The organism is Pseudomonas sp. HMSC076A11, from assembly GCF_001810205.1.
Taxonomy (GTDB): domain Bacteria; phylum Pseudomonadota; class Gammaproteobacteria; order Pseudomonadales; family Pseudomonadaceae; genus Pseudomonas; species Pseudomonas aeruginosa.
In genome coordinates, this window is record NZ_KV800309.1 from 156,801 (window position 1) to 168,267 (window position 11,467).

The window sequence follows — 11,467 nt, forward strand, 5'->3', positions numbered from 1 at the left end:
AAAGCGGTCGCGCTCCAGCGAAAGGTTTTTTATCGCCGTCGGACGAGGTTCTGGCACAGCCATTGCTCACTTAAAATATCGTATACGAAATCACAAATACGGGATTTGCCGCCCTCCCACTCAACCGCATCGCCAGAGGCCCCCATGAATACCAAGAAGACCCTTGCCCTAGCCATCACCGCTGCCCTGGGCTGTTCCCTCGCCGGTCTCGCCCAGGCCGACAAGCTCGACGACATCATCGAGTCCGGCAAGCTGCGCTGCGCCGTCACCCTGGACTTTCCGCCGATGGGCTCGCGCGATGCACAGAACAACCCGGTGGGCTTCGACGTCGATTACTGCAACGACCTGGCGAAGGCCCTGGACGTCAAGGCGGAGATCGTCGAGACGCCCTTTCCCGACCGCATCCCGGCGCTGGTGTCGGGTCGCGCCGACGTGATCGTCGCATCCACCTCGGACACCCTGGAGCGGGCCAAGACCATCGGCATGAGCATCCCCTACTTCGCCTTCGTCAAGGTGGTACTGACCCGCGAGGACACCGGCATCGCCAGCTACGAGGACCTCAAGGGCCGCCCGGTCGGCGGCACCGCCGGCACCTTCGAGGCGCTGGCCCTGGAGAAGGACAGCAAGGCCTGGGGCGACGCCAAGGGCAGCTTCCGCGCCTACCAGTCCGAGGCCGACACCGCCCTGGCGATCAGCCAGGGGCATATCGACGCCACGGTCGTCTCTTCCACCGTCGCCGCCTCGTGGATCAAGTCGGGCAAGTACAAGGGCCTGAAGATCGCCGGCGACGCGCCCTATGACATCGACTACGTGGCCCTCGGCGCCAAGCGCAACGAATACGGCCTGCTCAACTACCTGAACCTGTTCATCAACCAGCAGGTGCGCACCGGCCGCTACGCCGAGCTGGCGCAGAAATGGGTCGGCGGCACGGCGCCGGAGCTGACCACCAGCGCGGTCTACCGCTGAAGCCGAGGGCGCGGTCCGCCGCCGGGCCGCGCCGTTTCCCCCCGTCCTGGATGCGCCGATGAAGCACGCACACCTCATCGTTCCCCGTACCCTGGTCGCCGGCAGCGCGTCCGGCGAACTGCTGTACGCACCGACCGGCCTGAGCTTCTGGGGCGGCGTCGACCCGCGCAGCGCGGAAGTGATCGACCGTCACCACCCGCTCAGCGGCCGCCATCTACACGGCAGGCTGCTGGCGATTCCCGGTGGGCGCGGCTCCTGTACCGGCAGCAGCGTACTGCTGGAACTGATCCTCGGCGGACGTGCGCCGGCGGCGATCCTCCTGCGCGAACCGGACGAAATCCTCGCCCTCGGCGCGATCGTCGCCGAGGAACTGTTCGGCCGCTCGCTACCCATCGCCTGTCTCGGCGAGCGCTTCGACGAACTCGCCGCCTATCCCTGGGCGCGCCTGGCCGACGGACGCCTGGAACTCCACCGCGATGCCCCGCCGCCGCTGGAGGCCCGACCCGCTGAAGCGCTGGCGACCGATGCCGGCCCGCGACTGGACGCCTTCGACCAGGCCCTGCTCGCCGGCGAACACGGCGAAGCCGCACGCCTGGCGATGCGCATCGTCCTGCGCATGGCGGCGTTGCAGGGCGCGCAACGGCTGATCGACATCCAGCGCGCGCACATCGACGCTTGCATCTACACCGGCCCGGCCGGCCTGCGTTTCGCCGAGACCCTGCGCGACCTCGGTGCCCGGGTGCGGGTACCGACCACCCTCAACGCCATCTCCGTGGACCAGCGCCGTTGGCGCGAACAGGGCGTACCCGCCGCCCTCGGCGAGCCAGCCGCGGCCCTGGCCCGGGCCTATCTCGACATGGGCGCGCAGCCCAGCTTCACCTGCGCGCCCTACCTGCTCGACGACAGCGCGCGGGCCGGCGAACAGATCGTCTGGGCCGAGTCCAACGCGGTGCTCTTCGCCAACAGCGTGCTCGGCGCACGCACCAACAAGTACGCCGACTTCATGGATATCTGCTGCGCCCTCACCGGTCGCGCGCCGCTGGCCGGCTGTCACCTCGACGAGCAGCGCCAGGCGCGGGTACTGATCGAAGTGGAAGACCTCGGCAGCGTCGACGATGCCTTCTACCCGACCCTCGGCTACCTCTGCGGCCTGCTCTGCGACGGACAGATCCCGGCGATCGACGGCCTGCGGCAGCGGCAGCCGGACCACGACGCGCTCAAGGCCTTCGGCGCGGCGCTGGGCACCAGTTCCTCGGTGCCGATGTTCCACGTCATCGGCGTCACCCCGGAAGCCCCTGACCTGGCCAGCGCCTTCGGCGGCCGCGCGCCGCGGCGGACCCTGCGGGTCGGACGCGAGCGCCTGCGCGACGCCTGGCGCGAGCTGGACAGCGCCGGCGAGACGCGGATCGACCTGGTGGCGCTGGGCAACCCGCACTTCTCCGCCAGCGAATTCACCCAGCTCGCCGCGCTCTGCCACGGCCGCCGCAGACACCCGGAGGTAGCGCTGGTGATCACCAGCAGCCGGCAGGTCGTCGCCCAGGCCGAAGCGGCCGGGCACCTGGCGACGCTGCAGGCGTTCGGCGCGCGGCTGGTCACCGACACCTGCTGGTGCATGCTCGACGAACCGCTGGTGCCGCCGGGCGCGCGCACCCTGATGACCAACTCCGCCAAGTATGCCCACTACGCCCCCGGACTGGTCGGCCGCCAGGTGCGCTTCGCCGGCCTCGCCGGCTGCGTCGAGGCCGCCGTCGGCGGGCGGGCCCCCGCCGGGCTGCCCGCCTGGTTGAGCGAGGACTGCTGATGTTCGACTACACCTTCCACTGGCGCTCGGCGTTCAACGCCCTGCCGGAGATGCTCGCCGGCAGCCTGGTGACGCTCCAGGTCACCGCGCTGTCGATGCTCTTCGGCATCCTCATCGCCCTGCTCCTGGCCTTCGCCCGGCTCGGCGGTAACCGCCCGCTGCGCGCCGCCGCCGGAGCCTGGATCTCCATCGCGCGGAATACCCCGGCGCTGTTCCAGATCTACATCCTCTACTTCGGCCTGGGCTCCTTCGGCCTGCACGTCAGTTCCTGGTTCGCCCTGCTCGCCGGGGTCACCTTCAACAACGCCGGCTACCTCGCCGAGACCTTCCGCGGCGGCCTCCAGGCGGTGCCCGAGACCCAGTTGCGGGCGGCCCGCTCGCTAGGCATGAGCGCGCCGCAGGCCTATCGCCTGGTGGTGATCCCGCAGCTGCTGCGGGTGGTGTTCTACCCGCTGACCAACCAGTTGGTCTGGGCCATGCTGATGACCTCCCTCGGCGTGGTGGTGGGCCTGACCGACGACCTCACCGGCGTCACCCAGGCACTCAACGTCAAGACCTTCCGCACCTTCGAATACTTCGCCCTGGCCGCCGTCCTCTACTTCGCCATGGCCAAGCTGCTGGTGCTGGCCGCCCGCCTGCTGGGCTGGCGCCTGTTCCGTTACTGAGGGGAATGCCGTGTTCACCACCAGCCTCACCGCCAACGACCTGCTGTTCCTCCTGCAAGGCGCCTGGACCACCCTCGCCATCACCGCCATGGCGATGCTGATCGGCACCCTGCTGGGTGTCGTCTTCGGCCTGCTCCGCGCCCTGCTGCCACGCGCCAGCCTGCCGCTGGCGGCGCTGCTCGACGTATTCCGCAGCGTGCCGCTGCTGATCCAGTTCGTCCTGCTCAATTCCTTCAAGAGCATCCTCGGCCTCGACTGGAGCGCCTTCGCCGTGGCCTGCCTGGTGCTCGGCGTGTACGCCGCCGCCTACTGCACCGAGGTGGTCCGCGGCGGCGTCCTCTCGGTACCGCCGAGCGTGCGCCGGGCGGCGCGTTCCCTGGGCCTGAGCTATCGCCAGGACCTGTTCCACATCGTCCTGCCGATGGCCGCCCGGGTGGCCTTCCCCGGTTGGGTCAACCTGACCCTGTCGGTGATGAAGGACACCTCGCTGGTGCTCTGGATCGGCATCGTCGAACTGCTGCGCGCCTCGCAGACCATCGTCACGCGCATCCAGGAACCGCTCTTCGTGCTCTGCATCGCGGGGCTCGTCTATTACCTCATGAGCTGGGTGGTCGCGCGACTCGGCGCCCGGCTGGAACGGAGATGGCAGCAATGATCGAGATCAGCGACGTGCACAAGGCCTACGGCCAGTTCGAGGTGGTCAAGGGTGTCGACCTGAGGGTGGACAAGGGCGAGGTGCTGTCGATCATCGGCGGCTCCGGTTCCGGCAAGTCGACCCTGCTGATGTGCATCAACGGCCTGGAGCCGATCCAGCGCGGCAGCATCCGCGTCGACGGCATCGACGTGCATGCCCGCGGTACCGACCTCAACCGCCTGCGGCGGAAGATCGGCATCGTCTTCCAGCAGTGGAACGCCTTCCCCCACCTGACCGTGCTGGAAAACGTCATGCTCGCGCCGCGCAAGGTGCTCGGCAAGAGCCGCGCCGAAGCCGAGGCGATGGCGCTGAAGCAACTCACCCACGTCGGTCTCGGCGACAAGCTCAAGGTCTTCCCCCAGCGCCTTTCCGGCGGCCAGCAACAGCGCATGGCGATCGCCCGGGCGCTGGCGATGTCGCCGGACTACATGCTGTTCGACGAAGCCACCTCGGCGCTCGACCCGCAGTTGGTCGGCGAGGTGCTGGACACCATGCGCCTGCTCGCCGAGGAAGGCATGACCATGGTCCTGGTCACCCACGAGATCCGCTTCGCCCGCGACGTGTCCGACCGGGTGGCGTTCTTCCGCAATGGCCTGGTCCACGAGATCGGTACCCCCGACCAGGTGATCGGCAACCCGCAGCGGCCGGAGACGGTGGAATTCCTCCGCTCGGTGCTCTGAGCCCGCCCCCGCACAGGAGATAGCCATGCGTTCGCAGCGGATCGTCCACATCGTCAGTTGCCATGCCGAAGGCGAGGTCGGCGACGTGATCGTCGGCGGCGTCGCCGCGCCGCCCGGCGCCACCCTCTGGGAACAGTCGCGCTGGATCGCCAGAGACCAGGACCTGCGCAACTTCGTCCTCAACGAACCGCGCGGCGGAGTGTTCCGCCACGCCAATCTGCTGGTGCCGGCCAAGGACCCGCGCGCGCAGATGGGCTGGATCATAATGGAGCCGGCCGACACCCCGCCGATGTCCGGTTCCAATTCGCTGTGCGTGGCCACCGTACTGCTCGACAGCGGCATCCTGCCGATGCGCGAACCGCTGACCCGGCTGCTGCTGGAAGCGCCGGGCGGGCTGATCGAGGCCCGCGCGGAATGCCGCGACGGCAAGGCCGAGCGGGTGGAAATCCGCAACGTGCCGTCGTTCGCCGACCGCCTCGACGCCTGGATCGAAGTCGAGGGCCTCGGCTCGCTACAGGTCGACACCGCCTACGGCGGCGACAGCTTCGTCATCGCCGACGCCCGGCGCCTGGGCTTCGCCCTGCGCGCCGACGAGGCCGCCGAGCTGGTCGCCACCGGCTTGAAGATCACCCACGCGGCCAACGAACAACTGGGCTTCCGCCACCCGACCAACCCGGACTGGGACCATCTGTCCTTCTGCCAGCTGGCCGCGCCGCCGGAGCGCCGCGACGGTGTCCTCGGCGCGAGCAACGCGGTGGTCATCCGCCCCGGCAAGATCGACCGCTCGCCCTGCGGCACCGGCTGCTCGGCGCGGATGGCGGTGCTCCAGGCGAAAGGCCAGCTGCGGGTCGGCGAACGCTTCGTCGGGCGCTCCATCATCGGTTCGGAATTCCACTGCCACATCGAGTCGCTGACCGAACTCGGCGGCCGTCCGGCGATCCTCCCGTGCCTGTCCGGGCGGGCCTGGATCACCGGCATCCACCAGTACCTGCTCGACCCGGACGATCCCTGGCCGCAAGGCTATCGGCTGTCCGACACCTGGCCCGGCGGCCACTGCTGACCACCCCGCCCGACCGCAGGCAGCGGCCGGGCGGAAACCGATCCGGCGCGTACCGGATCGCCCACGACGGCGAACGCTGCCGTCGCCCTGTGACTCGGACCGCAGCGGTCCGATTGAATTCGTATACGAAATACGAACAAAGGAGAAGCCATGAGCAAGCACGTCAACTGGAGCGGCGTATTCCCCGCGGTCACCACCCAATTCAACGCCGATTTCTCGGTGAACCTGGAGGAAACCCACACGGTCATCTCCAACCTGGTGCGCGACGGCGTGTCCGGGCTGGTGGTATGCGGCAGCGTCGGCGAGAACACCTCGCTGACCATCGAGGAGAAGATGGCCGTCACGGAGGTCGCCAAGGATGCCTCCGGCGGCCGCGTGCCGGTGATCTGCGGGATCGCCGAGTTCACCAGCGCCGGCGCGGCGAAGGTGGCCAAGGCGGTGGAGCGGGTCGGCGTCGACGGCATCATGGTGATGCCGGCGCTGGTCTATTCCTCCAAGCCGCACGAGACCGCCGAGCATTTCCGCAGCGTGGCCAGCGGCACCGACCTGCCGGTGATGGTCTACAACAACCCGCCGATCTACCGGAACGACGTCACCCCGGACATCCTGGTTTCCCTGGCCGACTGCGAGAACATCGTCTGCTTCAAGGACAGCTCCGGCGACACCCGCCGCTTCATCGACGTACGCAACCAGGTGGGCGAGCGCTTCATCCTCTTCGCCGGCCTCGACGACGTGGTCCTGGAAAGCGTGGCGGTGGGTGCCCAGGGCTGGATCTCGGGAATGTCCAACGTGTTCCCGAAGGAAGGCGAGACCATCTTCCGCCTGGCCAGGGCCGGGCGCTTCGCCGAGGCGATGCCGATCTACGAGTGGCTGATGCCGATCCTCCATCTCGACGCCCGTCCCGACCTGGTGCAGTGCATCAAGCTCTGCGAGCAACTCGCCGGTCGCGGCAGCGCCCTCACCCGTCCACCGCGCCTGGCCCTGCGCGGCGCCGATCGCGAGCACGTCGAGCGGATCATGGCCAAGGCCCTCGCCAGCCGGCCGGCGCTGCCGGACGTCGGCTTGTAGCCGACGCCCCGCCCTCGCCGCCTCGCTCCCCGGGGAGCGGCCGGCGAGGGCCAGCGGCAGAGCATTCCGTCCACCGTCCCCTGGGAGGCCCCATGCCCAGCATCCTCGGTCACAACTATGTCGGCGGCGCTCGCAGCGCCGCCGGCAACCTCATCCTGCGCAGCCTCGACGCCGACAGCGGCGAAGCGCTGCCCTACGCCTTCGTCCAGGCCACCGAGGCGGAGGTCGACGCCGCCGCCCGCGCCGCCGAACGCGCCTATCCACACTACCGGCAACTGTCCGCCACGCGCCGCGCCGGATTCCTCGAGGCGATCGCCTCGCGCCTCGACGCCCTGGGCGACGACTTCGTCGCCCTGGTCCGTCGCGAGACCGCGCTGCCCGCCGCACGTATCGAGGGCGAACGGATACGTACCGCCAACCAGTTGCGGCTGTTCGCCGAAGTCCTGCGGCGTGGCGACTTCCACGGCGCGCGCATCGACCGTGGACAACCCGGGCGTACCCCGCCGCGCCCCGACCTGCGCCAGTGGCGAATCGGTCTCGGCCCGGTGGCGGTGTTCGGTGCCAGCAACTTCCCGCTGGCCTTTTCCACCGCCGGCGGCGACAGCGCCGCCGCCCTGGCCGCCGGCTGCCCGGTGGTGGTCAAGGCACACGGCGGACACATGGCCACAGCCGAATGCGTGGCCGACGCGATCCTCCAGGCGGCGGCCGACAGCGGCATGCCGGCCGGGGTATTCAACATGGTCTACGGCAGCGGCGTCGGCGAGGCGCTGGTGCGCCATCCGGCCATCCGCGCGGTCGGCTTCACCGGTTCGCTCAAGGGCGGGCGCGCACTGTGCGACCTGGCAGCGGCGCGGCCGCAGCCGATCCCGGTGTTCGCCGAGATGAGCAGCATCAATCCGCTGGTGGTGCTCCCCGAAGCCCTGCGCCGGCGCGGCCGGCAGGTGGCGGAGGAGCTGGCCGCCTCGGTGACGCTCGGCTGCGGCCAGTTCTGCACCAAGCCGGGCCTGGTGCTTGGCCTGCGCTCCCCCGGCTTCGACGCCTTCGTCGCGGCCCTGGGCGAGGCACTGGCCGCCAGGCCGGCACAGAGCATGCTCAACGCCGGCACCTTGCGCAGCTATGTCGAAGGACTGCAACGCCTGGAGCGCCACCCCGGCATCCGGCGCCTGGCCGGCGCGCCACAGGAAGGGCGGCAGGCCCATCCGCAGTTGTTCAAGGCCGACGTGGGCCTGTTGCTGGAAGGCGACGAACTGCTCCAGGAAGAGGTGTTCGGCCCGGCCACCGTGGTCGTCGAGGCGGCCGACGAGGAACAGCTTGCCCGCGCGCTGGACAACCTGCACGGCCAGTTGTCGGCGACCCTGATCGGCGAAGCGGACGACCTCGCGGCGTTCGCCGGGCTGGTCCCGCTGCTCGAACGCAAGGCCGGGCGCCTGCTATTCAACGGCTATCCGACCGGCGTCGAGGTGTGCGACGCCATGGTCCACGGCGGCCCCTACCCGGCCACCTCCGACGCTCGCGGCACCTCGGTGGGAACCCTGGCCATCGAGCGTTTCCTGCGCCCGCTGTGCTACCAGGACTACCCCGACAGCCTGCTCCCGGACGCCCTGAAGAACGCCAACCCGCTGGGCCTGCTGCGCCTGGTCGATGGCCGGAGCACGCGCGAGGCGCTGGATTGAGCACGCCTGGGAGCCTGGATGGCGGATAGCGCCGTTGGCGCTATCCGCCCTACGCAGTCGTCCTCGTTGCGCCACGCTGTCCGGTCGGCCCCTCGCCTTGCGCTCACTCCAGCAACGCCAGCAGCTCCCGGTGCAACGCCTCGGGAATCGTCACACCGTCCCTGGCGCTGCGTTCGCGCGCTTCGAAGCGTCGCTGCGAGGGCAAGCGCGCGCCCTGTTCGACGATGCCTTCGAACAGCGTCTCGGCGCGCGCCAGGTGCTCCTCCGCCGAGGCGCCGAGCATGCGCCGCGGATCGATGGCGATCAGCAGTTCGCCACCGTAGGGAGAAGAACGGCTGCCCTCGTCGTAGGCCAGCGACTCGGCACTGGTCAGGTCGCCGATCAGCGGACCGGCGAGCAGTTCGACCATCGCCGCCAGGGCCGAGCCCTTGTGCCCGCCGAAAGTGAGCATGGCGCCTCGCAACGCGGCGCTGGCATCGGTGGTCGGCTCGCCCTGCTCGTCCACCCCCCAGCCCAGCGGGATCGGCTTGCCGGCGCGTTCGTGCAACTGGATCTCGCCACGCGCCACGGCGCTGGTGGCGAAGTCGAAGACGAACGGCGGGCCGTCCGGACGCGGCCAGCCAAAGGCGATCGGGTTGGTGCCGAAGATCGGCTTGCGTCCGCCCGCCGGCGCCACCCAGGCATGACTCGGCGTGGTCGCCAGGGCCACCAGGCCCGCCTCGGTGAGTGCCTCGACCTCAACCCATAGCGCGGAGAAATGCACACAGCGGTTTACCGCCATCGCCGCGATACCCTGGCTGCGGGCCTTCTCCAGCAGATGCGGCAGCCCCAGCCGGAATGCGCACTGGGAGAACCCGCCATGGGCGTCGACCCGCAGCAGGCCGGGAGCGATGTCGTGCAGTTCCGGCTCGGCGTCGGCGGATACCTTGCCGGCCTTCAGGGTGGCGATGCAGCCGAGCAACCGCCAGATACCGTGGGACGCGCATTCGTCACGCTCCCCCGCCACCAGGGTATCGGCCACCGCCTGTACATGGGCTTCGCTGAAAGCGTGCCGGCGCAGGATGCGCACGGCCAGCTCGCGGACCTCGTCCAGCGTCATTCGGATCACGGGCTTCTCCTTGTTCGACCAATCCCTAGGGTGGCCTGCCGCGACAGCCTTCTCTTGACCTCAATCGACCCGGAGCATGCCGAAAACGGCACAACCGGCTCGAGCACATCGAAAACTTACAGAAAATTCCTAGCAATCATGTAAGGCAATTCCAAATAGCCCCGCAGCCCCTCAAGAAACCCTTCCGCGCCCCGCTACAGGACCAAGCACCTTCCCACAGCCCGGTCGGAGACCACCCCATGCTTCTTCGTCGTATCGCCATCACCCCACGCGCCGTCATCGGCTTCGCCATCCTCGCCTCGCTGCTGGTGGCGCTCGGCCTCTTCGCGCACAACCGCATGGGTTCGCTGAACCGCGCCGCCAAGGATATCGGCGAGGTCTGGCTGCCCAGCGTCGAAGCCTCGGCCCAGCTCAGCGGCCTGATGAGCGAACTGCGCCTCGGCGAGATGAACCACGTGCTGCTGCACGACGCCACGCGCATGCGCCAGCAGGAACAACGGATGGACGAGGTCATCGCTACCCTCGCCAGGGTGGAAAGGGAATACCGCCCCTTGCTGGTCCTGGACGAGGAGCGCGCGTTGCTCGACCAGTTCGTCCAGCGCCAGCAGGAATACCTCGAAGGACACGCCGCCCTGCTCGCGCTGTCCCGTGACAACCGTACCGACGAAGCCAGCGTGCTGATGGGCGGGGCCCAGTTGCAGCGCTACGAGCAGGTGCAGCGGACCCTGAAGCAACTCATCGCCCTAGACCGCGAGGCCGCCCGCGCCTCCACCGCCGAAGCCGCCGATGTCTACTCCCGGGCCTCCACCGCGATCCTCGCGGTGCTGCTGGTGGCCCTGGCGGCCAGCGTGACGATCGCCTGGCTGCTGACCCGCAGCATCGTCGTGCCGATCCGCCAGGCGGTGTCCTGCGCCGACCGCATCGCGGCCCGCGACCTGACCGGCGAGATCGCCAGCGACGGCGACGACGAGCCGGCGCAACTGATGAAGGCCATGCGCAGCATGCAGGCCAGCCTGCACGACACCATCGAGCAGATCGGCGATTCCGCCGCGCTGCTGGCCGCCGCTGCCGAGCAACTGAACGCGGTGACCGAGGAAGGCAACCGGTCGCTGGCCCGGCAGAACGATGAGATCGAGATGGCCGCCACCGCGGTCAACGAAATGAGCGCGGCGGTCGAGGAGGTCGCGCGCAACGCCAGCTCCACCGCCGAGGCCTCCAGTCTCTCGGAACGGGCCGCCGGCAACGGCCGCGCACGGGTCGAACAGACCGTCCGCTCGATCCGTCAGATGAACGCCGAGATCGGCCAGACCGCGCGCCTGGTGGAAGGCCTGGCCAGCCAGGCGCAGGACATCGGCAAGGTGCTCGACGTGATCCGCGCCATCGCCGAGCAGACCAACCTCCTCGCCCTCAATGCCGCCATCGAGGCCGCCCGCGCCGGCGAGCAGGGCCGCGGATTCGCGGTGGTCGCCGACGAAGTGCGCGCCCTCGCCCACCGCACCCAGCAATCGACCCATGAGATCGAAGGCATGATCGCCAGCGTCCGCGAGGGCACCGACACCGCGGTGTCCGCGATGCGCGAGAACGACCAGCGCGCCCGGCAGATGCTCGACGAGGCCGAGGCCGCCGACCACGCCCTAGGCGAGATCGCCGAGCACGCCACGCGGATCAACGAGCGCACCCTGGTGATCGCCAGCGCTGCCGAAGAGCAGGCCCACGTCGCCCGCGAGGTCGACCGCAACCTGGTGAACATCC

General features: G+C 69.4%; 10 protein-coding genes. 9 read left to right on the forward strand and 1 reads right to left on the reverse strand.

The window, feature by feature from the left end:
- Nucleotides 1-144: 144 nt before the first annotated feature.
- From HMPREF2716_RS15780 to HMPREF2716_RS15815, 8 genes are all read left to right on the forward strand, one after another.
- Complete coding sequence (locus HMPREF2716_RS15780) at nucleotides 145-966, forward strand: ABC transporter substrate-binding protein (protein ID WP_031801284.1); 822 nt, start codon at nucleotides 145-147, stop codon at nucleotides 964-966.
- Between the two features lie 58 nt (nucleotides 967-1,024).
- Nucleotides 1,025-2,767, forward strand: coding sequence for a cis-3-hydroxy-L-proline dehydratase (locus HMPREF2716_RS15785; RefSeq protein ID WP_021205233.1), 1,743 nt, complete (start codon nucleotides 1,025-1,027; stop codon nucleotides 2,765-2,767).
- Complete coding sequence (locus HMPREF2716_RS15790; protein WP_003082559.1) at nucleotides 2,767-3,432, forward strand: amino acid ABC transporter permease; 666 nt, start codon at nucleotides 2,767-2,769, stop codon at nucleotides 3,430-3,432. The genes HMPREF2716_RS15785 and HMPREF2716_RS15790 overlap by 1 nt, the downstream gene beginning before the upstream one ends.
- A 10-nt stretch (nucleotides 3,433-3,442) precedes the next feature.
- Complete coding sequence (locus tag HMPREF2716_RS15795) at nucleotides 3,443-4,087, forward strand: amino acid ABC transporter permease (protein WP_003082557.1); 645 nt, start codon at nucleotides 3,443-3,445, stop codon at nucleotides 4,085-4,087.
- Nucleotides 4,084-4,806: an amino acid ABC transporter ATP-binding protein gene (locus tag HMPREF2716_RS15800; protein ID WP_003082555.1), complete on the forward strand. Its 723-nt coding sequence runs from the start codon at nucleotides 4,084-4,086 to the stop codon at nucleotides 4,804-4,806. Before HMPREF2716_RS15795 ends, HMPREF2716_RS15800 begins: the two co-directional genes overlap by 4 nt.
- A gap of 25 nt (nucleotides 4,807-4,831) precedes the next feature.
- On the forward strand, nucleotides 4,832-5,866 hold the full coding sequence (locus tag HMPREF2716_RS15805) for a trans-3-hydroxy-L-proline dehydratase (RefSeq protein ID WP_003082552.1): 1,035 nt from the start codon (nucleotides 4,832-4,834) through the stop codon (nucleotides 5,864-5,866).
- Nucleotides 5,867-6,016: 150 nt separating this feature from the next.
- Entirely contained in the window at nucleotides 6,017-6,934 is a 918-nt protein-coding gene (locus tag HMPREF2716_RS15810) for a dihydrodipicolinate synthase family protein (RefSeq protein WP_003105052.1), read from the forward strand.
- Between the two features lie 92 nt (nucleotides 6,935-7,026).
- Entirely contained in the window at nucleotides 7,027-8,607 is a 1,581-nt protein-coding gene (locus tag HMPREF2716_RS15815; protein ID WP_003123109.1) for an aldehyde dehydrogenase (NADP(+)), read from the forward strand.
- A gap of 103 nt (nucleotides 8,608-8,710) precedes the next feature.
- On the opposite strand, the gene lhpD is transcribed toward HMPREF2716_RS15815, so the two are convergent.
- On the reverse strand, nucleotides 8,711-9,715 hold the full coding sequence (gene lhpD, locus HMPREF2716_RS15820) for a bifunctional delta(1)-pyrroline-2-carboxylate/delta(1)-piperideine-2-carboxylate reductase (protein ID WP_003082545.1): 1,005 nt from the start codon (nucleotides 9,713-9,715) through the stop codon (nucleotides 8,711-8,713).
- Nucleotides 9,716-9,954: 239 nt separating this feature from the next.
- Here lhpD and HMPREF2716_RS15825 point away from each other — a divergent pair.
- Nucleotides 9,955-11,467 (forward strand): methyl-accepting chemotaxis protein (locus HMPREF2716_RS15825; RefSeq protein WP_083318192.1); only part of this gene is annotated, 1,513 nt, incomplete at its 3' end.

Excerpts from the sequence above, each read along its gene's own strand:
- HMPREF2716_RS15780 (WP_031801284.1), top strand. The coding sequence starts at position 145 with ATGAATACCAAGAAGACCCTTGCCCTAGCCATCACCGCTGCCCTGGGC.
- HMPREF2716_RS15785 (WP_021205233.1), top strand. The coding sequence starts at position 1,025 with ATGAAGCACGCACACCTCATCGTTCCCCGTACCCTGGTCGCCGGCAGC.
- HMPREF2716_RS15790 (WP_003082559.1), top strand. The coding sequence starts at position 2,767 with ATGTTCGACTACACCTTCCACTGGCGCTCGGCGTTCAACGCCCTGCCG.
- HMPREF2716_RS15800 (WP_003082555.1), top strand. The coding sequence starts at position 4,084 with ATGATCGAGATCAGCGACGTGCACAAGGCCTACGGCCAGTTCGAGGTG.
- HMPREF2716_RS15805 (WP_003082552.1), top strand. The coding sequence starts at position 4,832 with ATGCGTTCGCAGCGGATCGTCCACATCGTCAGTTGCCATGCCGAAGGC.
- HMPREF2716_RS15810 (WP_003105052.1), top strand. The coding sequence starts at position 6,017 with ATGAGCAAGCACGTCAACTGGAGCGGCGTATTCCCCGCGGTCACCACC.
- HMPREF2716_RS15815 (WP_003123109.1), top strand. The coding sequence starts at position 7,027 with ATGCCCAGCATCCTCGGTCACAACTATGTCGGCGGCGCTCGCAGCGCC.